This is a genomic window from Thermopirellula anaerolimosa, from assembly GCF_054657335.1.
On sequence record NZ_BAAHYX010000006.1, the window covers coordinates 428,282 to 453,530 of the forward strand.

General features: G+C 59.8%; 20 protein-coding genes and 1 tRNA gene. 7 read left to right on the forward strand and 14 right to left on the reverse strand.

All coding sequences use genetic code 11. The features are described from left to right. Positions 1-198: 198 nt before the first annotated feature. The 6 genes from ACYQ6J_RS07765 to ACYQ6J_RS07790 form a co-directional block, all read right to left on the reverse strand. Complete coding sequence (locus ACYQ6J_RS07765; protein WP_460183612.1) at positions 199-1,662, reverse strand: Tad domain-containing protein; 1,464 nt, start codon at positions 1,660-1,662, stop codon at positions 199-201. 73 nt (positions 1,663-1,735) lie between these two features. Beyond that, entirely contained in the window at positions 1,736-2,725 is a 990-nt protein-coding gene (locus ACYQ6J_RS07770; protein WP_460183613.1) for a TadE/TadG family type IV pilus assembly protein, read from the reverse strand. 86 nt (positions 2,726-2,811) lie between these two features. After that, complete coding sequence (locus tag ACYQ6J_RS07775) at positions 2,812-3,399, reverse strand: prepilin peptidase (protein ID WP_460183614.1); 588 nt, start codon at positions 3,397-3,399, stop codon at positions 2,812-2,814. A gap of 50 nt (positions 3,400-3,449) precedes the next feature. Beyond that, positions 3,450-3,656, reverse strand: a complete 207-nt coding sequence (locus tag ACYQ6J_RS07780; RefSeq protein WP_460183615.1) for a TadE/TadG family type IV pilus assembly protein — start codon at positions 3,654-3,656, stop codon at positions 3,450-3,452. A gap of 169 nt (positions 3,657-3,825) precedes the next feature. Then, positions 3,826-4,038, reverse strand: a complete 213-nt coding sequence (locus tag ACYQ6J_RS07785; protein ID WP_460183616.1) for a hypothetical protein — start codon at positions 4,036-4,038, stop codon at positions 3,826-3,828. Positions 4,039-4,095: 57 nt separating this feature from the next. Continuing rightward, a complete protein-coding gene (locus ACYQ6J_RS07790; protein ID WP_460183617.1) occupies positions 4,096-5,211 on the reverse strand; it encodes a TadA family conjugal transfer-associated ATPase in 1,116 nt (371 codons plus the stop codon). Positions 5,212-5,754: 543 nt separating this feature from the next. On the opposite strand from ACYQ6J_RS07790, the gene ACYQ6J_RS07795 reads away from it, so the two are divergent. The 3 genes from ACYQ6J_RS07795 (at position 5,755) to tgt (ending at position 8,696) form a co-directional block, all read left to right on the forward strand. Beyond that, positions 5,755-5,827 (forward strand) — tRNA-Thr (locus tag ACYQ6J_RS07795). A gap of 230 nt (positions 5,828-6,057) precedes the next feature. Then, a complete protein-coding gene (locus ACYQ6J_RS07800; RefSeq protein ID WP_460183618.1) occupies positions 6,058-7,386 on the forward strand; it encodes a tetratricopeptide repeat protein in 1,329 nt (442 codons plus the stop codon). Positions 7,387-7,565: 179 nt separating this feature from the next. Further along, the gene (gene tgt / locus ACYQ6J_RS07805) at positions 7,566-8,696 is read left to right on the forward strand and encodes a tRNA guanosine(34) transglycosylase Tgt (RefSeq protein WP_460183619.1); all 1,131 of its coding nucleotides are present in this window, start codon (positions 7,566-7,568) and stop codon (positions 8,694-8,696) included. Here tgt and ACYQ6J_RS07810 read toward each other — a convergent pair. Further along, positions 8,642-9,796 (reverse strand): helix-turn-helix transcriptional regulator, encoded by a 1,155-nt coding sequence (locus ACYQ6J_RS07810; protein WP_460183620.1) that lies wholly within the window; start codon positions 9,794-9,796, stop codon positions 8,642-8,644. The genes tgt and ACYQ6J_RS07810 overlap by 55 nt on opposite strands. Before the next feature lie 654 nt (positions 9,797-10,450). Here ACYQ6J_RS07810 and ACYQ6J_RS07815 point away from each other — a divergent pair. Then, complete coding sequence (locus ACYQ6J_RS07815) at positions 10,451-12,325, forward strand: COG1470 family protein (protein ID WP_460183621.1); 1,875 nt, start codon at positions 10,451-10,453, stop codon at positions 12,323-12,325. Between the two features lie 49 nt (positions 12,326-12,374). On the opposite strand, the gene ACYQ6J_RS07820 is transcribed toward ACYQ6J_RS07815, so the two are convergent. Next, positions 12,375-14,381 (reverse strand): NPCBM/NEW2 domain-containing protein, encoded by a 2,007-nt coding sequence (locus ACYQ6J_RS07820; RefSeq protein ID WP_460183622.1) that lies wholly within the window; start codon positions 14,379-14,381, stop codon positions 12,375-12,377. A 294-nt stretch (positions 14,382-14,675) separates the two neighbouring features. Between ACYQ6J_RS07820 and ACYQ6J_RS07825 the strand changes: the two genes are divergently transcribed. Next, positions 14,676-15,341 carry an HAD family hydrolase gene (locus ACYQ6J_RS07825; RefSeq protein WP_460183623.1) on the forward strand — a complete coding sequence of 222 codons (666 nt, stop codon included), beginning with the start codon at positions 14,676-14,678 and terminating at the stop codon, positions 15,339-15,341. 139 nt (positions 15,342-15,480) lie between these two features. Here ACYQ6J_RS07825 and xylA read toward each other — a convergent pair whose 3' ends face one another. From xylA to ACYQ6J_RS07840, 3 genes are all read right to left on the reverse strand, one after another. Continuing rightward, the gene (gene xylA / locus ACYQ6J_RS07830; protein WP_460183624.1) at positions 15,481-16,794 is read right to left on the reverse strand and encodes a xylose isomerase; all 1,314 of its coding nucleotides are present in this window, start codon (positions 16,792-16,794) and stop codon (positions 15,481-15,483) included. Between the two features lie 182 nt (positions 16,795-16,976). Continuing rightward, positions 16,977-17,816 (reverse strand): SDR family NAD(P)-dependent oxidoreductase, encoded by an 840-nt coding sequence (locus ACYQ6J_RS07835; RefSeq protein ID WP_460183625.1) that lies wholly within the window; start codon positions 17,814-17,816, stop codon positions 16,977-16,979. A 191-nt stretch (positions 17,817-18,007) separates the two neighbouring features. Beyond that, positions 18,008-19,351 (reverse strand): Gfo/Idh/MocA family oxidoreductase, encoded by a 1,344-nt coding sequence (locus tag ACYQ6J_RS07840; RefSeq protein ID WP_460183626.1) that lies wholly within the window; start codon positions 19,349-19,351, stop codon positions 18,008-18,010. Positions 19,352-19,534: 183 nt separating this feature from the next. On the opposite strand from ACYQ6J_RS07840, the gene pyk reads away from it, so the two are divergent. Then, complete coding sequence (pyk, locus tag ACYQ6J_RS07845; RefSeq protein ID WP_460183627.1) at positions 19,535-21,007, forward strand: pyruvate kinase; 1,473 nt, start codon at positions 19,535-19,537, stop codon at positions 21,005-21,007. Between the two features lie 348 nt (positions 21,008-21,355). After that, positions 21,356-21,667 (forward strand): hypothetical protein, encoded by a 312-nt coding sequence (locus tag ACYQ6J_RS07850; protein ID WP_460183628.1) that lies wholly within the window; start codon positions 21,356-21,358, stop codon positions 21,665-21,667. A 106-nt stretch (positions 21,668-21,773) separates the two neighbouring features. On the opposite strand, the gene lysA is transcribed toward ACYQ6J_RS07850, so the two are convergent. The 3 genes from lysA to obgE all read right to left on the reverse strand — a co-directional run bounded on the left by lysA (position 21,774) and on the right by obgE (position 25,149). Beyond that, a complete protein-coding gene (gene lysA, locus ACYQ6J_RS07855; protein ID WP_460183629.1) occupies positions 21,774-23,057 on the reverse strand; it encodes a diaminopimelate decarboxylase in 1,284 nt (427 codons plus the stop codon). 150 nt (positions 23,058-23,207) lie between these two features. Continuing rightward, complete coding sequence (locus ACYQ6J_RS07860) at positions 23,208-24,008, reverse strand: type III pantothenate kinase (protein WP_460183630.1); 801 nt, start codon at positions 24,006-24,008, stop codon at positions 23,208-23,210. A 130-nt stretch (positions 24,009-24,138) separates the two neighbouring features. Then, complete coding sequence (obgE, locus tag ACYQ6J_RS07865) at positions 24,139-25,149, reverse strand: GTPase ObgE (RefSeq protein WP_460183631.1); 1,011 nt, start codon at positions 25,147-25,149, stop codon at positions 24,139-24,141. Between the last annotated feature and the right edge of the window lie 100 nt (positions 25,150-25,249).

Sequence of the window (25,249 nt, forward strand, 5' to 3'; positions counted from 1 at the left end):
CCATCACAAACAGAAGCAATGGCAATGCGATGACCAATTCCAGCGGCGCTAACCCGCCGCGATTTCCTCGCGGCTGCATCGTCCGGCATGATGCGACAGACCGACTGCGTGTGTGGGAAACGAGCATCCGGCTTCGGTTGCCGCTGTATGCGCGCCGGTGATATCGGTTGGAGGTTGCGCTCATGACAAGTCCGCCGATCAATGCGGGCTGATTTGCTGAATATCCCCGGCGGAAAGTCCGCTCAAGTTGGGAAGTTGCAGGCCCCATCCGGCAAACTCCGGCAAGGGCGGTCGCGTTTGCAAAATCGCCGGGAGCGTGTCGACCGTTGCGGGCGTCAATTGGCAGGTCCAGTGTTGGTTCCACAAGTCCCAATGCTCCGGCACGGGTTGGCGAACGACCTCCCAGTGACCGCCGCCGGGCGGCGGGGTCGTGTTGTCGTCTTCGGCAGGCAACTCGGGAAAATCGCCGGGGATACCGCCGAGGGGATTGTCCGAACCCGGCACGATGTACATCCAAACCAATCTTTTTCGCGGGACGAAGATGCGCACCTGGGCAAATGTCACCGTATCCGCTGTGAGAGGGTGACGGAAGACTCCCGGCAGCATCGCCCGCATAGGATGCCAATACGCCACACCGATGAAGGTGAAATAGCGATCGAGATGATCGTTGGCGTTGACGATTTCGTCGCGTGTTTCTCGAATCAAAAAAGGGAGATTCCGCGTTTCGTTTTCCTGCAACAACTGCTCCAGTTGCCCGCAGGTGAAGTTCCGCCAAAGACTCGAGAAACGACTCATCTTCGCTTCCCGGTCGAAGAAGTACATGGCCCGACTGTTCCACATGCCCAAGTAATGACGAGCTTGGCTGCGTCGCTGACGCTGTGCGGCGGCCAGATTTTGAGGTTGTTCCGTCGAGAAATCATTGACGGGGTCCACCACCGGCAGCGTCGGTTCCACCCACTCACCGGCACCCCCGACCGGTACGACGGAGGTCCGCCAGAGTACGCCCAGCATCTCGCCCCTTCCAAAATCCGGACGACCGTTGCGTCTTGCGACCTCTAGCGCGGCCTGCTGAGCGATATCGGGAAAGGCGGCCACGACCGCCCGCTGGTATTGCGGGATCAATTCTTCGGCCAAGATGAACTCCAGGGTGGGAAGTATCCGTTCGGATGCCGCCGCCGCCCATTCGCTGTACACCCGAACCAATTCTTGCTCCAGGGGAGTTTTGGCGGGGATGGCTGCGGCCAAAGGAGTGAACTTGGCGAAATTGGATTGGGCGAAAATCGGCGCCTCCTCATTCCAGGCGGCCAGAATTTCGGGAACGAAGGTTTCCGCATTCCGGTCGCGGGCTTCGCGCATGAAGGCCGTCAGGGCGAAGACGTCGCACAGAAGATGGTTGCTGAAGGCCAACGCATTCAGCCCCCTGGCAATCGCGACGCCGCCGGAATATGCCACGGCATCGGCGGCATTCTGCATACGAATCTTGTGGTCGGCAGCCTTGCCCGCATTCATCACCATCCCCAGCAGGATAGTGAGAAGCAGCACGGCGAATACCGAAACCAGACTCATGGCCCCGCTTTGATCGCAGGGCAGTCCGCGAATTCTTCCCAGTGACGCGGCAAGGGACGAGACTCTGTGGGCGGAGGGGCGAATATCGAGAGTCATGATCAGTGCCTCCGGCGCCCTCACAGTTACTATAGACGGAACAAAGCGCCGTGACGGGTCGACGCGGAAAATGTTACGTGCCGGACAGGAGGTAGGTGTACGGCACGACGGACTTTTCGCCTTCGTTGCCTAGGGTAATGCTTGCCGAGAGAGGATAAACGTAAATGCCGTTCCGCAGCTTGATACCTTGGGCGGTGGCGTCGGGGCGCCCGTCCGGCGAAGTGGTGGGACGAGCCAGAAAACGTCCGGGACCGGGCAGCATCGCCATGTCGTGTCGGACCGTCACTGTGACCGAATCTTGAAAGCCGAGTTCGTTGGCGTAGAACTCGCCCGGATCGTCCGGTAAGAGATACGGCATCAAGGGCGGATCTTGGTTGGAGTGGAAAAACCGCACTTCGATGTTCGTGAAGTTGATAGCGTAGGCCAGTTTATTCACCAATCGCTGTGCGATTCGGGGATTGCGATCGAAATCGGGCACGTTTTGACGGTAGACCGCTTGCAAGACCGCGGCGGATGAACTCGCAGTCACGGGGAGTGAAAGCCCCAAGTCGCGGGATGGGCAGATGGGCATCACGGCCAGCGTAGCGGCGGAGACGATCTTGGAATATTTAGGCCCGCCCGGCATCACGAGAAACGTCAAACCGCCGGACCCTGGTCCGTAATTGGGATCGCCGGGATCCAAAATCGGCGTTGTTTGATCGCCCGCAGAAGGGTCCAAGTAATACGTGCTGATGCGATTCTCCGGTTCGGTGAAACCTGCGCGAGCGGGAATCCAGACGATTGCCGATCGTGCCGCCGCGTAGGCCGCGTAATGGACGATCACCGTGCCGATCATGATCTGACTGACTTGCACGATGAACAAGATGATCAATACGAAAAAGGGCAGGGTCAGCACGAAGCTGAGACTCTGGACCGCACCTTGTTGATCGGTGTGAAGTCGCAACAGTTTCCGAAAATTGGGAACGGCGTGGGCGGCGCGGCAAAGCGGGATTAAGAGGAGAACCGCGACCGCCGAGACCGCAAACCATGGCAGACAGGCCCGGAAGATCGCCGCGGCTATCATGCCGATGCTCCCAAGTCGTGAGTGATAATTCGTCTCTCGGACTCGCACTGCCGGTGCTTGCCGACGGAACCCAGCCTCGCGACGGATTACGGGAACAAGAGCGGCGGCAAGCGTTCGGCAAGCTCAAATCGCACAATGACGACGGCCAAAAAGGCGCTCGGTGCCAAAAACAAAGGCGGTTCGAGTTGTTTTCTTTGCTCGGACGTCAAGGGGTTAAATCCGCCCAAGCGGACGCTCCAAAGCAGGTGCCGAATTACGGAAGTCAGCAGGCGAATCGGGCCGAGTCGCCAAACCAGCAAGATCAATCCCGCACATGCCCCGAGGACAAACGTCCAGAGCATGGCGACAACCCCTTGCTCCGGGCCCAAAAAGGCGCCGATCATGGCGATCAGTTTCACGTCACCGCCTCCCACGCGAAAAAACACGTAGCAGGCGATCATCACCAACCCGCAGGCCGCAAGACCCATGAGGCAAGCCGTCATACCGATCCAGCCGACCGCCGCCGCGGAGTCGTGCGACCACCAACCGGCAGCCAAGCCCAATGAGCCAACGCCGTTGAGCATTACGGCCGAGGCGATTCCCGGGTACGTGATCCGGTTGAATATCTTGCCTTGCGTGACGTCTGTGGCTACGGCAGCAGCCAGCAGGACCAGCAGCACCAGGGTCGCCAACATGGGCCGGGCCTTTTTGCTACTCGACCCGCCGAGATGTCGCGGTCTCGGGCTTACTGAATCGCGTTGGATCGCTCGGCTTCGAGGTCTTGTAGACCTTGCGTGAAGTAGCCTTTGACTCGCGGCCAGCCCACGCGAATGAGGAAAATAAGGATCGGCAGCGCGATCGCGCCGATAATGAGGATCGTCTCCAAGCTGACCGCTCCTCGCTCATCGCTGTGGATTCGCGCCAACAGGTTCCTGATGCCTGCTCTTGCCATAATGTCGGCCCTCGATAAGAGACAAACTTCTCTGCACCGTGTTCCGAAGAAGAGACCATCGAACGGATGAAGGGACTCCCGACATCCTGATTGCCTCCCCCCTGATTAACTATATCCGAATCGCCGCCGCGCCACAACAAGAAAACTTGCCGACGGCGGCAGGGAGTTCTCACATGAAAGGCCAAACTAGTAAAACGTAAACCATTTCGTAGGTCAGCCGAATGATCCGCGGACCGGCCCACATCGAGAATGCAGCAGCGGGGAGGATGACGCCCATTACCAGCACGTAATCCAGCGTGGCGGTTGCGCCGCGACGATCCTTGGGCCTGTAATCGCCGCGGCGTCTAGCGCTTCCCGTTTCTTTGCGGGCGAATCGCCTCATGACTCAAGTCCTCGAACTAATCGCCGACGATGGGGTTCGACGTTGCTCGACGCCTCTTCAGTCGAGTTCCCAAAGTTCCTTGGACGCCCGAATCCGGTGGGCAATACCCTCTTGCTTGGGGGCATCGGCAAAAGTAGGTCGGAGGCCGGTAAATGCCAGTTCCGCCTGTAAACGTCCGCCCACGTATCGTCCCACCAGTTTGGACGCGAAAACGTCTTGCACGCTGAATTGTCCGGCCTCGTTCAAGCCTCGGACTTCGGCGATGCGGGTTACCTTGCGGGAACCGTCTTCCTGAAATCGGGCGATCTGGACCACCAAGTGGATCGCCGCAGCTACCTGCATTCTAGCTACGTGAATCGGGATTTCCACGTCCGACATCAGCGACAGCGTCTCGAGTCGGATAAGAGCGTCTCGCGGCGAACTGGCGTGAATCGTCGTCAAACTGCCCGAGTGACCGCTAAGCATCGATTGGATCATGTCCAGGGCTTCGCCCCCTCGCACCTCGCCCACGATAATACGATCGGGACGCATCCGCAGCGAATTGCTAAATAGCTCGCGAATGGTCAAACCGCCGTGACCGTCCCGCCCCCCGTGCCGGGCCTCCAAATACACGACGTGAGGCTGCATGAGTTGCAGTTCGGACGTATCCTCGATGACCACAATCCGCTCTTCCGGCGGAATCGCCCGCGTGATCGCACCCAGCAACACCGTCTTGCCCGTGCCCGTTCCGCCGGAAATGAGGACGTTCTTCCTGAGGAGTACGCAGATTTCCAGGAACTCTTGGGCCGCTTCGGAAAGGCTGTTCAGGCGTACCAGATCGGCCAAGGAGCGTGCTTCGCGGGAAAACTTCCGGATGGTCAAGCACGTTCCATTGCGGGCACTGGGCGGAATGATGGCATGGACGCGCGAACCGTCCGGGAGGCGAGCGTCCAAGACGGGGCGGGAATCGTCGATCTCTCGCCCCACCCATTGAGCGATATTATGGATCGCCGACCGCAGCGCGTCCTCGCTGTTGAACTGAGCGGACGTCTTCTCCAGTCGACCGGCACGCTCAACATAGATCTCGGTCGGTCCGTTCACCATGATCTCGGTCACGGCGTCGTCGTCGAGGAACGCCAGGAGGGGCGCCAAAAAGTAGCGGGTGCTGGATTCGAAGATGGCGTGTCGGGACATCAGACGTCTCTAGAGCCGAATACCATGGTCGATTGTCGAAGAGTTGTTCGCGAAGGCTTGAGTACAACGCCGTCCTCCGCTCGACTGTATCGTAACGTCAACTGCGGCGTACAAGCAACCAAGAATGGAATCGCAAATCCCGTCAGCTTTCCGAGGTGCGTTTCGCCGGAGATCGGCCTGGTTGGCTCCAAAGGTACCAGATATTGGACCAAGCGGCACGGTGTTTGCAAAAAGGCGTGGTGGCGGACGTAAGTTCGGCAGTGAAGCAGCGGGGACGCCCACGGAATGATTCGTATTCGCCCTGCAAGTATCGCATGGAGGGGCCGCGTTTTGGTGGGGGTATTGGGTTCACCCGCAAGAGGGTGCCTTTCCCGGCTCTTTCAGTGATTCGCCTCCCTCGCAGGGGTTATTTCTTGCGGGAGTCTGTCTTGTCAGATGTGCGTTTCTTGTTATGTTAAAAGTTTCAGTCCCGATCAGTGTTGGACGGACGGAAGCCCGGCGGGAATCGGCATAGAATATAAAAAACCGTACCTCGGATCGGTTGCCAGCGTAGCTCAGTCGGTAGAGCACTGCTTTCGTAAAGCAGAAGTCAAGGGTTCGAGTCCCTTCGCTGGCTTTGGTGCGAGTTTGTCCCGGCGGTTCGCGGTCGGCGGCGCGCGGCGACCGTCTTCCCAGAGCGTTAATTCCACAGACGGGCGTGGAAGCGTTGCTACGCGACCACCGCTTCGTGATTCCGAACCCCTGCTCTTCCTCTCGATGTTGTCGCGGGCAGTTGAGATTCCCATCAGCGGCGGATTGGCTGCTTGAGACTGTGCGTAGCCGAACGGATGGTGTCACCCGGAGACTATGATGATCGAATCCACGGCATTCGATGTGCGGCAAACCGTTCTCAGCAACGCGTTTTTCGGACCGGATGAGGTTCACCGCTTAGCCGCCGCCATGGCGGAGGACCCGTCCCAATTCCGGCAGTTACGGGACGCGGTGGGAGAGTTGGAGCTTCGCGACGAGCAGACTCCCGCCAGTAATGTGCGTCTTGGATGCTGCTTGTACCTTCTTGGCCGCTATCCGCAGGCGATTGCCGCGCTGAAGAAAGGCGATGGCGGCGCCCTGGCTCATTTCTACCTCGGCAAGTGCTACGTGGCGGCGGAGCAGTACGATTCTGCTTTGGATGCGTTTGCCGCCGCAAAAAAGGCGGGCTATCACGCGGACGACTGTGCCGTGGCTCAGGCCGAAGCCCAGCGTCTTAAAGGTGATCCTGCCGGTGCTCTGGCGGTATTGGACAAACTCTCAGGCGCGATCGAGCAAACGGCGGAGTACCTTTATCAAAGGGGTGCAATCGTTGCGGCCCTGAAGGCGAATCCGGAGGAGGTCATTGCCCTTTACGAGAGGGCCGTGCAGGTGGACTCCGACCACCCGGGAGCGCTTTTTGGATTGGCCGTCGAAAATGATCGACGCGGCAACGACGACGAGGCGCTGCGCCTTTACGAACGATGCGTCTCTCGTTTTCCGCCGCATTTGGGCGCGCTTTTGAACCTCGGCGTGATGTACGAAGACCGCGAGGACTACGAGAAGGCGGTCAAGTGCTATCAGAGGATTTTGGAGTCCTATCCCGATCACCGCCGTGCTCGTCTTTACCTGAAAGATGCTCAGGCGGCAGGAAATATGGCGGTGGACGAGGATTCCGCTCGCAAGCACGATCGACTCGCCCAGATTCTCAGTACGCCCGTCAGCAATTTCGAACTTTCGGTCCGCAGTCGCAATTGTCTGCAAAAGATGGGGATTCACACGCTGGGCGACCTTTGTCGATGCTCGGAGCAAGAATTGCTCGCCAGCAAGAATTTCGGCGAGACCAGCCTCTCCGAAATCAAGGACATGCTGGCATCCAAGGGCTTGCGTTTGGGCCAATTGTTGCCCGAGCGCCGCGGCGAACCCGTTCCCGAAGAGGAGGAACCCGTCGAGGTTGGGGATCAGCCCATCCTGTCGAAGTCGGTCATGGAGTTGAATCTCTCGGTGCGAGCTCGAAAGTGTCTGGGGCGTTTGGGGATTAGTACCGTCGGCGAGTTGATCCGGAAAACGGGCGACGAACTGCTGGAGTGCAAGAACTTCGGGGTGACCAGCCTTAACGAGGTCCGGGAACGCCTGCGTGATCTCGGCCTGAAGCTCCGCGGCGAGTGAGTCGCCCGCTCTCTCGCAACACGAATCGTTCGCTAACGATCCGATGAAGGACGGCGGCATCGGCGGTGTTGGAAGCGGCGCGCGGGGGTGCCGAGGTCGGGGCTCAAACGCCTTTCTTTGCGTAGGAAAAACCCCGGCCGTCAAAATCAACTGCGTTCCCCAATCGCTGATGCCACGCCATGTCCGAGCCTTTCTTTCGGCTGCTTCATGTTGATACCCAATCGGGCGCAAGACGCGGCCGATTGGTGACTCCGCACGGAGCGGTCGAGACGCCGGCGTTTATGCCCGTCGGCACGCAGGGTACCGTGAAGGGTGTCTTGCCTGCGTTGCTGCGAGAGACGGGAACGCAGATGATCCTGGCCAATACGTATCACCTCATGCTTCGCCCGGGCGAGGACGTCGTGTCCGCTTTGGGCGGGTTGCACGAGTTCGTCGGTTGGTCCGGTCCGATCTTGACCGACAGCGGCGGTTTCCAAATCTTCAGTTTGGCCAAGCTCACCCGTGTCGACGAATCAGCCGCGGTCTTCCGGTCGCATGTGGATGGTTCCGTCGTTGTGCTGTCTCCGGAGCGGGCCGTAGCCGTTCAGGAAGCCCTGGGGGCGGACATCATCATGGCGCTGGACCATGTGATCCCCCTGCCGGCCTCGCGTGAAGCGGTGCTCGACGCCATGGAGCGATCCATTCGCTGGGCCGAACGTTGCCGGCTTGCTCAAAGTCGGCACGATCAGCGTTTGTTCGCGATCGTCCAAGGCGGTCTGGAGGAGGATCTGCGGATCCGCTGTGCTTGCGAGTTGCGGGCCATGGATTTTCCCGGCTACGCGGTGGGGGGGCTAAGCGTCGGGGAAACCCCTGCGGAAATGTACCGTATCCTCGATGTTACGACGCCTCACCTGCCGAAAGAAAAGCCGCGATACCTGATGGGCGTCGGTCGGCCGACGGATTTGCTGGAAGGAGTACGCCGGGGAATCGATCTTTTCGATTGCGTGATGCCGACCCGTAACGGTCGGAACGCCATGGCCTTTACGCATTACGGCCCCATTCGTATTCGCAATCAATGCTATGAAAGAGATTCGCGTCCGCTCGAAGACGGTTGCGCGTGCCCGGCTTGCCGGTTTCCGCGCGCATATCTGCGGCATCTTTTCATGTCGAAAGAGATGCTGGGGCCGATTCTGCTGACGCTGCACAACATCACGTACTACCAACGCCTCATGCGGGAGACGCGTGATGCCGTCGAAGCGGGGTGCTTCGCGGAATATTACCGCGAACGAATCAAGTATTGGGAATCTCCGACCGCGGAGGGAGCGGCGTGATCGAGATGCGAGTGCTTGGACGCAGAAGTCTTGGCGCCGCGACCGGATGCGACTCGCTCTTCTCCTCGCTTGTCGTAGTCGTCGCGGGAAGCACAGGTTTTCGTCGCATGCTCGGACATCGGTTCATAGCGGTGATTCATTTCCGCCACTTCGGCCGCGACGGCCGCGCGTAGATCGGGGGGATCGAGCACTTCCGCGTGCTTGCCGAAACTGAGAACCCAGCGGGCGATCTCTTCCGTGCCGTCCAAATCGAATTCGGCGATCAAGCTGCCGTCGCTCTGGGGAAGCAACGTTTGGGACGCGTGCCACTGTGACTCGGAGACGTAGCGCGCCACTTGGGGCGAAAACAGAACTCGCACGTGATGGTCGCCTTCGCCTTGAAAGATGCCGAAAGACTTGGCGAGATGCTCCTTCAGGCTGAAATCCTCGGGAATCTCGAATGTCTCGGCGGTGGTTTCGACGTTTTCCACCCGGTTCATCTTCCAGTGGCGAATTTCGTTATGCTTGACCGCCAAGCCCACCAAATAGAGTGCTCCACGATGGAACGTGAACCCATAGGGGCAAACGGGATACGTCGCCGTTTCCTTCGCTTTCAATGAGCGATAGGACAGTTGAACGACCTTGCGTTCTTCGACGGCGATGACCAACTCGTCGATCAGGTCCGCCATTCTGGAATAGTCGCAGCGCCCGAAGGTTGTGGCGTGGAACGCCCCCGCCAGTTGTTGTACATAGCGTAGGGCATCCGGCTTGAACATGGTGCGAATCTTCTGAAAGGCGCTTTGAGCGGCCTCCCAGAACATGGTTCCCGCCAAGGGTTCCATGAACGAACGCCCCAGGTGAAGCGCGATGGCCTCATCGTAGGCCAAGAAAACGCCCTGACTCGATGCGTCGCCGCGGAGTTTCCAGCGTTTTCGCCCGTATTCCACCACCGTCTCTTCAATGGGAAATCCGGCGAGAGCGAAAGTCTCCAGATCTCGCCGAATCGTTTTCGTACTGACGTTCAACTCGGCCGCAAGTTCGCGCACCGTGGCGCCGTAATGCCGCGAGGACAATATCCGGAGGATAGTCCATTGTCGCACCAAGGCGGCTTGCCGTGACATCTCCCACTCCGGTAGTGCTGCGTACGACCGGGTTGCGATGGCCGCGTCCCGGACGACTCTGTGAAACAGTCTCAACATCGTCATGCCGCAGCCCCATAAAAGACGGCAGTCGACGGAAGGCGCATTATAAGCTCCAGTCGCATCGTGCTTCAAACCGATCGCGACTTGAAAACCACGATGCACTACAGCCCGTTCACCTCATAAACAAAGACCAGCGCGCCCGGAGGCCCGTCGCGCGAGCTTCGCCGGACGGAGCGCGTCCTGCTCTGCCCTCGCTCGTGGACGGGCCTTTGGCGCGTTGGCGGAGACGGCGGATTTTCGTGAAACGACTCCGCACGCCATCCCGCAGTCACGTTAGCTCAGCCCTCAACGTTCCGGCCCCAACGTCTCGACGGCCTTTGTCGGCCCTCTGTGCCCCGCCGAAAGACATCATAATGCGTGGGGCGGACAGGGACGGTCCAACCCTGCGCTGATCCGGCGGGACGGCGCAAATCCGGCGGGGCAACCTGAAGTCGCTGTGATTTGCCCGACTTTGGCGCGGTGATTGCGAGGCATCTGCAATGTGTTAGAATTGCCAAACGTCGCTGGGCCGGGGGCACCCCATGCATTTCCTTACCAGCCCGAATCGCTTTTCCCATCCTCGGAGAAGATGCTATGAACCGCCTCGGACATCTTGTAAGTTTGGCCGTCTTGTCAACAGGCGTGATGCTGTCAGTTGGCTGGGGCAATGCTGCGAGAGCGGATTCCGCACGCAAATTGCCGGTCCCGTCGCCCTCCCATCCCGGCAACGTCTTTCTCGAGGGTGAGACCGTCATCGTGCCGGTCGGTGACGGTGAGTGGCACGTCTTGGATGCCGACGACCGTGTGATCGCATCCGTTGAAGCCACGGACGAAAAGGCCGCTCTCGGCACGCTGCCTATCGGCTTCTATCGGCTGAGACAAGAGACATCACCGGATGATTGGGTTTCCGTGGCTGTTTTGAGGGCCTTGCGGGCACCGACTCCCGAAACGTCTCCCATAGCCGTGGACGTGGCGATGAGTTGGTTCTATCCGGTCGAGAGAATGCCCGATGTCGCCGGACTCTGCGCCCTGGCCGGGGTCAATTGGGTTCGGGACCGACTGGCGTGGCGGGAAATCGAACCGCAACGCGGCGTGTTCTCGGGGCACACGCGCTATGACGCATCCGCCGATGCCCAAAGCGGTGCCGGTTTGAAGGTGCTTCAAGTCAACCATAGCTCGCCGGAATGGGCCAATCCCGATCACCGCCGTTTCCCGCTGGATTTGCGAGACTGCTACAACTTCCATCGGCATATTGCCGCCCGCTGGGAGGGCAAGGTCTTGGCCTTCGAACCTTGGAACGAAGCCGATATCCAGGTTTTCGGCGGTCACACGGGCGCGGAAATGGCGTCTCTGCAAAAGGCGGCTTACTGGGGGATCAAGGCGGGCAACCCGAAAGCCGTGGCATGCATGAACGTTTTCGCACTGCATAATCGTGCTCAACTCGAAGAGATTCAAGCGAACGAGACTTGGCCGTACTTCGAAACCTTCAATTTGCACCACTATGCGGCTTTCGATGCCTATCCTTCGCTGTACGCCGATTTCCGCGAATTCTCGGCCGGAAAGCCTCTGTGGGTTACGGAATGCGCCATGCCGCTGCGTTGGAGCGGAGATGAGGCCAAGAAGGAGTTGTCCGAGGAAGACCTCAAGGAGCAGGCTCGGCGGTTGGTCAAGGTTTTTGCCGGTTCTCTCCACGAGGGATCGCGAGCCACGTTCTATTTTCTTCTGCCGCATTATGTGGAGGGACCGACGCAATTCGGGATTATTCGGCCCGATCTAACTCCGCGACCGGCCTACGTGGCGTTAGCGGCGGTGGGGCGATTGCTGGCGGATGCCCGACCGATCGGTAGAGTGAAGCACGAGCGCTATCGAATCTACGGGTTCAGCGCAAAGCCCGATGGGCACGAGAGGATCGTATTGGTCGCCTGGAGCGATCAAGGGCTTGGCCCTTATTCTCTGCCTGGGACGCCGACAGAAAGCTACGATCATTTGGGACGCCCGTTGACTCCCAAGCAAGATGTGGAATTGAATACCTCGCCGCAATACTTTCTTTTTGACGAATTGCCGTACGCCGCGAGTGATCTCCAGTTGCCGCCGCCGACTCCCGAAAGGCCCTCGGGCCGGCCGTGCCCCATCGTCTTCCAAGCCGTTTGGCCGGAAAACGCGACCGATCTCAAGCAGTCGGCCTATCGAGTATCGGCAAAAGGGGCCGAGATACCGCTTTACGCCTATCACTTCGGCGGGGAGCCTGCCGCGGGGGAAGTAGCCGTTGATGTTCCGGACGGTTGGAAGGCTGAACTGTCGATGCCGGCCGAGTTACAACCCGGCGAGCGTTGGGAAGGCTACCTGGAATTGCAACCGCCCCAGGATGTGGACGCGTCCGTTCATGCCGTTCGGGTCTCCGGCGAATTCGGCAAACTTGGCAAAGCCGTACTGTCGTTCCGTGTGCTCGTGGAGGACGCGGGCAAATAGCCCGGGTATAGATTCGGTTCGGTCGGCAGGGTTCGGCAACTGCCGACTGCTACGGGGCGACGTCCCATAGTCGAAGCAGTGCGACCCCATGTCGCCCGACCTGGCGAGAGATTCCGGTCTCAAGAGTCCCGAGTTCGGTCTGCGGCCAGAGATCGCGCACCCGCTGCGCTTGCGATAAGCCCAATTCCTCCCACGTCACAGACATCTCTCGCGGGAACTCGCTCAGATTGAACAAGCCCAAGGCTCGAGATCCATCGGCCAAGGGCTTGACCAGAATCAGTTCGTCCTCGCTCCGTCGGGCAATGCGGGCCTGCTTGCCAAGCGGGTCTTGGTCCACGGCGATGACCTCTCGATTGCACAGGATGTTGATCGTGAAGTCGTCCAGCTTGGTCATGTCGCCAGAGAAGATCAGAGGCGCGGCCATCAGGCACCACATGGACATATGCGAGTACTGTTCATTGGGTGTAAGAGAGGTCGGGCGTCCTTCGCCGCCGGTCCGCGCGTCGCCGACCCAACCGATCAGCAAATAGTCGGGATCGTTCCAATGACCGGGACCGGCATATTCCCATAGGGTCGCGTTTTTCAGCCCCACTTGATAGATGCCGCGGCTCAATTGACCGCCCTCCAATCCGAGGTCGCCGGTGGTCCGCCAGCAATGTCCGCCTACTTCCGCGCCCCACTCCCACACGTTGTCCATGCCGTATTGGCACAGATTGAAAACGATATCGCGGTCCAGATTCTTGAGAATGCCGCCCATTAAAGCGTAGGGGCGCATAAAGTCTTCCCGGGCCTTGGCGGGCGAGACGCGACCGTAAGAACACCAGTCGTACTTCAAAAAATCGAAGCCCCATTCCGCGAATTTGCGGGCGTCGATCTCCTCGTGTTGATAACTCCCCACGTATCCGGCGCACGTTAAGGGTCCCGGCGAAATGTAGATTCCAGCCTTCAGTCCCCGCTCGTGGATGTGGGCCGTCAAGGCTTTCATGTCGGGGAACTTGCCGTTGGGGCGAACGGCGCCTTGATCGTCCCGCGGCGGTCCTCCCAAGACGGGGTCGGGCGAACCGGGCTTGACCATCCAGCAATCGTCGATGTTGACGTAGGCGTAGCCGAAATCGGCCATGCCCGAGCTAATCATGGCATCCGCGGCCGCGCGCATATCCGCATCGGATACGCGGTGATAATGGATGTACCAACTATTCCAGCCCATGGGAGGCGTGAGTGCTAACGTCTCGCCCACCACGATCGTCATACGACCGGCGTCCTCACCGAACGCGTTCTTGGCGTGAATCTCAAGAATGTATTCGCCGGGCTGATTCGGCGCCGTTCCCCGCAGAATTCCGCTTTCGGCGTCCAACGTAATTGAAGGCGGCAGACCGTCTGCGGCGAAGTGAATCGGCCGATTGCCTGTGCAAGGTATGCGATGCAGAAAAGGACGTCCCGGTCGGCATCCGTAGACGGCGGCGTTGTTGAGCAGGGGCTTGGCGGGCGGCGGGGGCGTCAGGATGACCGCATCTTCCCGCGGTGCGGCCACGGGAAGCGGCGGTCGGCCCTCGAATGCGAAACGGGCATCCGCCCAATCTGCATGATCGAAGTCTACGCCGTCGTCGGCCGATCCGACGTAAAGCACCATTTGGCGAATCCCTCGCAGATCGATCGCCAACGGTTTTGCCTCTTCACCGCCCCGAACGATGCCGCTGTCGAAGAGGACTCGCCCATCACCATAAACGCGAAAGACGACGCTGCCTCGCTTGCCGGCCGAATCATCGACTCCCACCAACGCGGAAAACTTCGTAACCCGTCCATCCAATTCCAAATGCATGACGGACGCGGCATGGGTTCCCAAGCCCGTCTCGAATTGCCGACCCGCAATGGTTATGGGCTTTTCGACGCAGTTCTTGTTGGGTTGCGGCTTGCCCCATCCCTGAGAAACGTACGTCAGGTCCAACTCGCCCAACCCCACCGATGAAGTTGTTTCTGAGCTTTCACCGAGCGCACGGGCCGAGGAGGCGATCAGACAGACGAGGAGCAACCATGTCAAAAAGCGGTACGTTTGCACGTTGAGGCCCTCCCTAGGTAAGCGGGTACGGACGCGTCCCGAAACCGATTCCCGAAAGCATTAGCGTCGCTGTTCTTCAGCGGCGACGCTCAAGACGTGAGATTGCATCCGTCTCTTTTTTCGCGGCCGAATGTACGGTACAGTATCGCAAGGAAATCCGGTCGTCAACTCACCAAAGGGGTTTCCCGGTGACGCGAGGGCTTTTTCGCAATCTACGTCGTCACGTGAGGATTCCGCGCCCCAAAGATTGCTCGACACGGCGCGTTTCATCACCTTCCCAACCTTGGAGCAGGCATGCAAGGCATCGGCCTTTCGAACGCCATCGACATCATCTATTTCGATCTCGGTCGGGTAATCGTGCACTTCGATGTGCAGCGCATGTGCCGCCAAATGGCTGCGGTCACCGAAGTGACGGCGGAAAATGTTCGCGAGGTTCTATTCGAAGAAGGTTTGCAAAGAGAATACGAACTTGGCCGGATTGACGAAGAGGAGTTTTTCGAAACGTATTGTCGGCGAACGGGTAAACACCCTCCGCGCGACCGACTGTTCGAAGCCGCCAACGACATCTTTTGGCTGAACCTCGCCAACCTACCGATCGTGACCCAATTGCAAGCCGCCCGAATTCCGCTGGGAATTCTTTCCAATACCTGTGAAGCGCATTGGCGGCATTGTTATGAGAAGTTTTCGATCCTGGAAGGCTTCCGCTTCCACGCCTTGAGTTGTCGTATCGGCGCCATGAAACCGGACTCGACGGTTTACCGTGCCGCTGCGGAATTGGCGGCAACCCCGCCCGACCGCATTTTCTTTATCGACGATATCGCGGCCCATGTAGACGGGGCACGGCAGGCCGGTTTTCACGCCTTCCATTATGCCGTGGAACCGGGCGGAGCCGATCAATGGGAGGCGACGCGCGCTTTAGCGGACGCGCTCCGCGGCCTTGGGATTCGCTTCAACTACTAAACGGGCAAGTGCCCATCACCGACAAACATCGCGGATTGCCTTGGTGCTGTCCGGACGTAGGATAAAAAAGCCCGGGCAAAGGTCGCCGGACCTCTACCCGGGCATATGCTTGTCATCGCGGACGCCGCGGCGGCGAATCCTAGAAAATGTAACGATTGACGATGTTTTCGAATAGCTCTTGCCGACCGCTCTTATTAGCGGCGGCATCACCCTTCTCCAACATATACTTCTCCAAAGATTTGAAATCGTGCTTGCCGGCCTCGATCTCGGCGCCGACGCCGGAATCCCACGAGGCATAACGCTCCCGGACCATGCGCTCGATCTCGCCGTCCGCTCGCATGGCGGCCGCTATCTTCAGGCCCTTGGCAAAGCAGTCCATGCCGCCGATGTGGGCATAGAAGAGGTCGACAGGCTCGAAACTTTCGCGTCGCACCTTGGCGTCGAAATTGATGCCGCCCGGGGCGATTCCGCCGTATTTCATGAAGACCAACATGATCTTGGCGGTCAGGTAAACATCGGTTGGGAATTGGTCGGTGTCCCATCCGAGCAGCAGGTCGCCCGTATTGGCATCGACCGAACCGAGGAAACCCTGCATCCCGGCGTATTCCAACTCGTGTTCGACGTTGTGAGTCGCCAAGGTTGCGTGATTCGTTTCGATGTTGAGTTTGAAGTGCTTTTCGAGACCGTACGCTCGCAGAAAATTGATGCACGCCGCGGCATCGAAGTCGTACTGGTGCTTCGTCGGTTCCTTGGGCTTCGGTTCGATGTAGAATTGGCCCGTGAAGCCGATCTCCTTGGCGTAATCCACCGCCATGTGAAGGAATCTGCCGAGGTGGTCCAACTCCCGCTTCATGTCGGTGTTCCACCACGACTGATAACCTTCGCGTCCGCCCCAGAACACGTAGCCGGACCCGCCCAATTCCTTCGTGACCTCCAAGGCCTTCTTCACTTGCGCCGCGGCGAAGGCGAAGGCATCGGCATTACAGCTTGTGGCGGCGCCGTGCATATAGCGCGGATTGCTGAAGAGGTTTGCCGTGCCCCACAGCAACTTGATCCCGGTGCGTTCGCTCTCTTCCTTAATGACTTTGACGACGGCGTCCAAGTTCTTATTGGATTCGGACAGCGTCTTGCCTTCGGGAGCGACGTCGCGATCGTGGAAACAGAAGAAAGGCGTTCCCAGCTTTTCGCAGAACTCGAAGAACACGCGAATTCGATTGACCGCGTTTTCGACCGTGTCTTGGCCGCTTTCCCAGGGGCGCAGCATGGTGCCGGGGCCGAAGGGATCCGCTCCCGTGCCTCGCATGGTGTGCCAAAATGCCACGCTGAAGCGGAAATGGTCCTTCATCGGCTTGCCCTCGACCAACTCTTCGGCGTTGTAATGCCGAAAGGCCAGCGGGTTTCGCGAGTCGGGGCCTTCGAACTTGATCTTTGAGATTTCGGGAAACGCAGCCATCGTCATCCTCCAATCGAAAAAAATCCTTGCTCGGCCTGACCGCCGCAATAGGAAGGGAACCCCTCCGTCGCGTTGTCGACCGCCGATTGTTTGGTCGGCCCGAGCATCCCAGCGTCGCCAATGCGGTACGTCGCCGCTATGGTGGCAGATTCCGAGATGACAATCAAGAGGGGGGCGAAGCGTCAGTCGCCGCGGGTAGTCCAACGAATAAGCCGATCGCCGAGGCTGGGGAAAAGCTGACTCAGGGCGAATAGCAGCCTAGCTTTGCCGGGAATCACAATCTCGGGGCGTCGTCGCTGGCAGGCATCCAGAATGCGCCAGGCCAGCGATTCGGGAGACACCGCGCGCACGCGGACTCCCGCACCAGGTTTTTTGGCGGACTCCGGCACATGGTCGGCGCCCTCCAAGGCGTAGAGCCGCTCGCCGGGTCGCGCCACGGGACCGGGACACACAAGCAACACATGCAGGCCTTGCTCGCCGAATTCCAATCGCAATTGTTGCGAGTAGGCGGCTACGGCGTGTTTGGTGGCGGGATAGGCCCCGACAAATCGCGCCGCCGCCTTGGAGGCCAACGAACCGATGTTGACGACGTGCCCGCGACGCCGAATCAACTCCGGCAAAAACGTGCGCGTCACCCGCACCAGTGCGATGAGATTCAATTCCATGAGTCGGCGGAATTGATCGGGCGTGGTGTCCAGCAATCCCCCCCGCATGGATCGACCGGCATTATTGACGAGGGCATCCAACTCGCCGAACGCGGAGTGGACGGCCTTGGCGACACGCACCACGTCATCATCCGAGGTGATGTCCGCGGCGATCCCAAGGACCGCCTGATCCGACGCCGCCCGGCTGCGGAGAGTCGCTACGGCCGCGTCGACGCCCTCCGGTTCCAAACCGACGATCGCAACGCGAGCCTGGGAGTCGATAAAGGCTTGCGCAATGGCCAAGCCCAGACCGCTGGAGCCTCCGGTTACGAGAACCGCCTTGTCTCGCCAGTATGCCGAAGCACGTTCCGTCGCCATGGCATGCCCTGCTTGCAATCAAGCCGTGCATCGTAAGGCGGATGGCGGAAAGCCCGTTCTCGGATTTCCGCCTCCGCTCATCCGTCTCGCCGTAAAGCTGAACGGCGGTAAACGACCCTGGAGCCGATTGCGCTGAATCATGTAGCGGCACGCGCGGCTTGAGGATGCAAACGCGGTGATGATCGCTCGCTTCAAAGGACGATCTGATACGGTTCCCGTTGCGGTCGCCGAGTCAGAGCGTTGGCCTCGTCGTCGCCGGGGAATTCGTACTTGTCGGGGTCCCACTTGACGACCCGGTTGAGCAACATGGAGATGTTGGCCATGTGGCACGAATTGACCGACTTCGTGTGGGTGAAGACGTCCGAAATGGGCAAGCTGCGATCCTTGACGCACTCGAAAAAGTTACGCATGTGGCTGCCCGGTTCTTTGCCGCGGTAGAGTTTGCGGACTTCGTCGTCCAGCCACTTCTTCTCGGCGTCGGTAAGGTTCTCGATCGGCGCGCCGGTGAGACTGCCGCGATTAACGCGGATCTTGCCAAGTTCGCCTTCGATGATCAGTTCGTTCTTGCCGCTGAGCAGTTTGATTTGGTTGCCGTTCGGAAGCAGCATGTCGCACTCGAACGATTTGGCAACGTTGTAGGAGACGGGGAGTTCCTGCCACGGGCGTTTTCCCAGCAGGGTATCGAGCATCAATTCCCGACCGAGGGGGAATTCGAAGTTGACGGGCGTGACTTGAATCGGCCCGGTTTCTTCCCCTCCCAAGGCCCAAAGCGCGATATCGGTGTGATGCACGCCCCAATCGGTCACTTGGCCGCCGGAGTACTCGAACCACCATCGGAAGTTCCAGCCGATCCTATTTTCACAGAACGGAACCTTCGGCGCCTGTCCCAACCAAAAGTCCCAATCGAGGAATTCGGGAGGCTCACCGACCGGGAAGGGACCGCCGGAGGTGGCCTGGCCGACGGAACTGACTGCCCGGAGTTTATTCCCCAAGCGACCGCTGCGGGCCATCACCACGGCCTTGAGAAACATACTGTCGAATTCGCTGCGTTGTTGCGTTCCGACTTGGAAGACCTTGCCGGTTTTCTTCACCGCCTCGCAGATCAGCTTGCTTTCCTCAATGGTGAGCGTCAACGGCTTTTCGCAATACACGTCCTTGCCGGCCTTCATGGCGTCAATCGCGATCTTGACGTGCCAGTGGTCCGGCGTGCCGATGGTGACGGCATCGACGTCTTGGCGGTCGAGGACCTTGCGGTAATCGGTGTAAATCTCGCAACGGCCTTCGTACGGTTTGGCGAAGTTTTCCGCGTTCTTGCGGTGGACGTCCGCGCACGCCACCATGTTTCCCAAGGAGGCGGCTTGACGCCCGATTCCGGTACCCCGCCCGCCCACCCCGATCGAGGCGACGTTAAGCCGTTCATTCGGCGACTCGGCCCAGGCGAATCGCCCGAGCCACATATGCGGCAAAGCGGTTCCGGCACCGATGGCGGAACCGACGCGGAGAAAGTCTCTTCTGCTGTGTTGCGACGAATGCATTGCGATACCCTTTGTCCGAAGACGGTTACGAAGAAATATCTTGGTGGGGGCCTCCCCAACTCTTGAAGTCTAATACGACCGGGATACACGTGCAATCGGCCTCGAAAACGGTCATCATAGTGGAGTCGCAGTCGTTTTTTGCGCTGTTGCTTTCCATGACCGCCGAATCTTGAGGAGCCTTCCGTGAGCTTTCCCGTTCGTCCCAGCCAAACGAAGATCGTGGCAACCCTCGGCCCGGCGTCCGAGACCCCGGAAATGGTGCGCGACATGATTCGGGCCGGAGTGGATGTGTTTCGCCTCAACGCCGCGCACGGCACGCTCGACGATCACCAAAGGCGGTTACAAACGGTGCGGCAAGCTGAAGCTGAGCTTGGTCGTCCGGTGGCGGTGCTTCTCGATCTGGCCGGGCCGAAGATTCGATTGGGCGATATATCGGGCGGAAGCTTGGAATGCCACTTGAACGACGTGGTGCCATTCGTCAAAGGCGCGACGGCGACGAAACCGGGTGAACTATCCACGACGTTCCCCCCGATCCTGGACGACTTGGAGGCGGGAGACCGCGTTCTGCTGGCGGACGGGTTGGTCGAACTTCAGGTCATCGGCACGTCAAAAGACGCCGTGAAGTGCCGCGTCGTTCAACCGGGCGTGGTACGAAGCCGACAGGGCCTTCACGTGCCGGGAGCCAAACTTCGCGTCCGTGCTATGGACGATGCGGATTTCGCCGCGGCGGAGTGGGCGGCGCTCCACGGAATTGATTTCGTGGGACTGAGTTTTGTGCGAAGCGCCGAGGATATCGACGAATTGCGCGATTATCTCAAGAGTCACGGGTCCGACGCCCATATCATCGCCAAGATCGAAAAGGCTGAGGCTCTCGACCGCCTGGACGAAATCATCGGCACTGCGGACGGCGTGATGGTGGCGAGAGGAGACTTGGGTGTCGAGACGGACATCGCCCGCTTGGCCGTGGCTCAAAAGCAAATCGTGAACGTCGCCAACAGGCACCGAAAGCCCGTGATTGTCGCCACTCAAATGCTAGACAGCATGCAGAATTCGCCTTTGCCGACACGGGCGGAGGTCACGGACGTCGCCAACGCCGTACTCGACGGGGCGGACGCTTGCATGTTGTCGGGAGAGACCGCGATCGGGCGTTTTCCGCTGGAATCGGTAGCCATGATGCACCGGATTGCATTGGCCGCTGAGGAGTACGTGCGTTCATCGGGCCGAGTTGTGAGGGAATTGAGTGCTCACGACGTGCCCGGCGGAAGCGACGCCTCCATCAGCGAAAGTACGGCCTTGCATGCGGGATGCATCGCCGCGGAGGTGGAAGCCAAATTGCTGATCGTAGCGACCCATTCCGGCAAGACCGCGCTCCGAATCTCCAAACACCGCTTCAGCATGCCGACGGTGGGAGTCTCCGGGAATCCGGCGGTCCTCCGGCGCATGGCGTTGTACTGGGGAATCATCCCGCTTCCGCAAGCTCCCGTGGCCGAAAGCGATCGACTGCTGGAGTTCGTCGCTCGGTGGGGAGTCGAGCAGCAACTAGTTCAGTCCGGCGACCTCGTGGTGGCCATTTACGGAACGGGATTGCCGGACACCAAGCACAACGGCGTCCTCGTACAGCGGGTGAGCGATGCCGATATAGGCGAGGACCATTAAGAATCGGTCGCTGCGTCGTGGAATCGGTCGGACGCCGCCGCTCCGTATGTCCCGCGGTCTTGCGGTTTTTGTTACCGCCCGGCCAAGCAATAACAATCGCCGAAACCCACATATCCGGCGCGATTGATCGGACCGCTTTCCTCGTCAATTTCGCGGCGGCGCGTATTCGATCTGACGGTCGCCACGGTACTTCGCATGGGATGGAAAGTGCCGGGCGTCGCTGATTTAGCCGTGGTATGGACGATGGAAAACAGAGCCGAATCTCATCGCGAAGATGCCGATTTCCGAACAAGAGAGCGCCTCACCAAAGTCGGTTTGGGCGTCGCATCGCGAAGGAGACTCGCCGCCATGAAAAAACAGACGATACGCGTGGTAACTCGCGGTACCGACGGTCAGATCCGGATTCGAGATTACGACAGCCCGGAGGACCTTCTCAAACGGCATTCCCAAGTCGGAATCGACGACTGTTGCACCGATCTGACGGTTCGCGGATTGCCGGTATTTCGCGGCCTCATCGGGCCGATTCCCGAAGCCCCCGGGATCGTTCGCTACGAGTCTCCGGAAGTCTTCGAAACATTGACCAAGGAGTGGTCGTCTCCCAAGCCCACGAGGACGCGGACCCGCACGCAACGGGGTAAACGCCAGTCTCAGACTTCGTAGGGCGCGAAAGGGTCGACGCAAACAGGTCGCGGGGCATCCGGCACGCGACCTTCTCGGCCCTTGTGAACGACGGGCCGATGAACGCGAGCTTCGTGCCACGGTCAGGTCAACGTACTTGCTTGGGCGGCACGTCCCAGGCCGTCAACTCCGCGTATGTTTGCCGGCGGCGTACCAACTTCGGCACACCGTCCTCCACGAGAACTTCGGCGGCATAGGGTTTCGAGTTGTAGTTCGAACCCATGACGAAGCCATAGGCACCGGCGATTTCGATGACCAGGTGGTCGCCGACTGCGGCGGCGGGGAGGCGTCGCTTGGTTACGATGCCGCCCTCTTCTTGCGTGAAGATGTCTCCCGACTCGCAGAGGGGACCGCCGACTACGGCCTCGACCACGTCGCGGGCAAGATTCGATTCACGCGGAGCGAGGGAAATGGGGTGGTACGCACCGTACATGATCGGTCGGGCCAAATTATTGAACCCCGCATCCGCTACATAGAACAAGTTGTCGCCTTGATGCTTGACGGCCCGAATCTCGCAGATGAGGAATCCGGCTTCGGCGACGAGATATCGCCCCGGTTCGATCTCCAATCGCACTGCGTGTCCGAAGGCGTCTTCCAGTCGCCTTCGCGAGGCGTGCCACAGTTCGAAATAGGCATCCAGGTCAATGCGGGTGTCGCCGGGACGGTAGGGGACCGGCAAACCCCCTCCCGCACTGATCGAGCGGACGCTGCGCCCCGCCTCCAAGGCCGCCTTTTCCATCGCGGTACAGACCTGAGCCAGGTGTTCCAAATCGGTACCGGAACCGATGTGCATGTGAATGCCGGTGACGCTCAAGCCGTAGTGCTCGGCCTCGACCAAGGCGTCGTGCAATTGCGAGTGCCAGATACCGTGCTTCGATAGGTCGCCTCCGGTGTTGGTCTTGCGACTGTGGCCGTGACCGAAGCCCGGATTGACTCGAAGCGTGATTTCCCGACCGGAGACGCGTTCTCCGTACTGCTCGATCATATCGCGGGAACCGCAATTCACGTGGATGTCGCGAGCGAGCACCAGGTCCAGTGCGTCGTGATCGAAGATGTCGGCTGTGTAAACGATCGGCGGTGGATCGCCGGAGGGCGTGTAACCCGCCGCCAAAGCCCGATGAATCTCGCCCGCACTGACGGCGTCCACCAAGGCCCCCTCGCGGCGGAGCAAATCGACGACGGCAAGGTTGGAGCAAGCCTTTTGTGCGTAGCGCACCACGTCGAACCGACGCAGTTCGGCCAAACGCGATCGCATGACGGCGGCATCGTACACGAACAGAGGCGTGCCGAACTCTTTCGCCAGATCGGCGATCGGTATTCCCGCCACCTTCTCTCGGATTAATCCCGACTCGTTGCCTGGGGAATAATTCATGCTCTGTCCGACTCCTATCGAAATCATGGCTGGTCGCGAAAATGAAACCGAGCGCCCCATCAAAGCAGCGGATTCTCGACGTATGTGCCGCGTCAAAAGGGCGCATTCACTCCGCTATATCTCATGATGATTCCTCGTTTCCGTGCCGACTTACGGTTGGTTTGCGTGATGAATTGCCGTCAGGCCGATACCGGCGAGCGTAAGGTCGGGGACGTGCCTTGCGCCGTCCAGATGCTCGGCGAATATCGCCGCGTGTCCCCCGGTAATGAAGACGTCGGGCGCTTGCCCGAGTGTCTCGGCCTGCCGGTTGAGCAACTCTCGGATCGCGCCCAGCGTGCCCCAGAAAAGCCCGGCACGCATGGCGGCCTCGGTATCCTTACCAATGGCGTTCGGGGCGGCTAGGTTTTCGACCGGCAAGAGCGGCAGCATGTCCGTAAATTCGTGGAGGGCGCGAGCCATGGAGGCCAAGCCCAAGAGGATCGCCCCTCCTAAAAACGCGCCGTCCATGGAAATTGTATCCACGGTGATCGCGGTACCCAGATCCACAACCAGCGCGGGACAACTCGGGCACCGCATCCGCTCCGCCGCCACGGCGTTGACCAAGCGATCGATGCCAACACGATCGGGATTCGGGAGACGGACGGACAGCGGCAAGTCGGCGGCACTCAACAGCACAAGACCGTGGGCGGGACGCATTTGCCTGAGGCAATCCAGCAGTTGACCGGCAAGCGGACGGTTGACACTCGCGATCCACCATGTCGGCGGTACGGTCTGAGTCTCGTGATCGTGGTCCCCCATGGCGTTTAGCGTGCGAGAGACCCATTCCACGATCTCGGCCGGATGCTGCGAGGCGAAGGTCGCTTCGGGCGACGGCATGGAAGGCCGGTCTCCCCGTAGGCGGAATATCCCGCATTTGAGGCGATGGTTGCCGATGTCTACCGCCACGAACATGGAACGATCTTTCTCGTAACAGGACCCGATTCGAACCGCGGGCGGGAATCAGATCCAGCTCAACGTTGCATGGAGTCTGAGTGTCGTGATTCCCAATCGTATGTGCCCGGCCTCAGTTGCGGACATGCGGTCATGAATTCGTCGTCTCGGCGCGTTGTCGGCGCAGCGTGTCCCAAAGGCGTTGCACCAATCGGTTGAGATTCTCGCCCGTTACCGCGGAAATCGGCGTCACCTCCATATTCAATCGGGAGGCGAGCCTCTCGCAAACCATGCGACAGGACGGCAGATCGGCCTTGGTGACCGCGACCACCTCCGCTCGCTTGGCCAATTCGGGGTCGAACTGCAACATCTCTTTGCGGATTAGGTGGTAGTTGTCGAGAGGGTCACTGCCGTCGTAAGGCTCAGGCTCGACGAGATGCAGCAGAACCGCCGCCCGTTGCACGTGGCGCAGGAACTCGTGTCCCAGGCCGGCACCGGCATGAGCGCCTTCAATCAGTCCGGGAATATCAGCCAAAACGAAACTTCGCTCGTGGTCGAGGATAACCTTCCCCAAATGCGGGTACTTTGTCGTGAAAGGGTAGGCCGCGATCTCGGGTCGCGCTTTTGTTAGCCGGCTCAGCAAGGTGCTCTTGCCGGCGTTGGGTTTTCCTACCAGACCGACGTCGGCCAACATGCGGAGTTCCAGTCGCAGACGCCGAATTTCCCCGTCTTCACCGGGCGTGCTTTGCCGAGGTGCGCGGTTGGTGGCCGACTTGAAAGCGGCGTTTCCTTTGCCGCCCTTTCCTCCGCGAGCGGCAACGACACGATCGCCGGATTCTCGCAGATCCTTGAGCAGTAATTGTCGCTCAGCATCAAAGACCAAAGTTCCCGGCGGAACGGGGATAACAAGATCATTGCCCGATCGCCCGTGGCAAAGTGCCCCTCGACCAGGCCGACCGTCCTCGGCTCGCCAGTGGTGACGGTGCCCTAGGGCCGTCAAATGATCGACGCCTTCTTCGGCGACAAGGATGACGCTTCCGCCGTCTCCGCCGTCTCCGCCGTCGGGACCTCCGCGCGGGACATACTTTTCCCGCCGGAAGCTCACGCAACCGTCGCCTCCGCGGCCTCCCAGCACGACGATTTCCACTTCATCCAGGAACACGGTGTCGTCGCGAGATACCTTAAACGGACAATGATTGCGGTGAACCGAAGCAGCGGCTCCCCTACCAATTCAGGAAGCCGACACCGCGCAAGAAAAAACG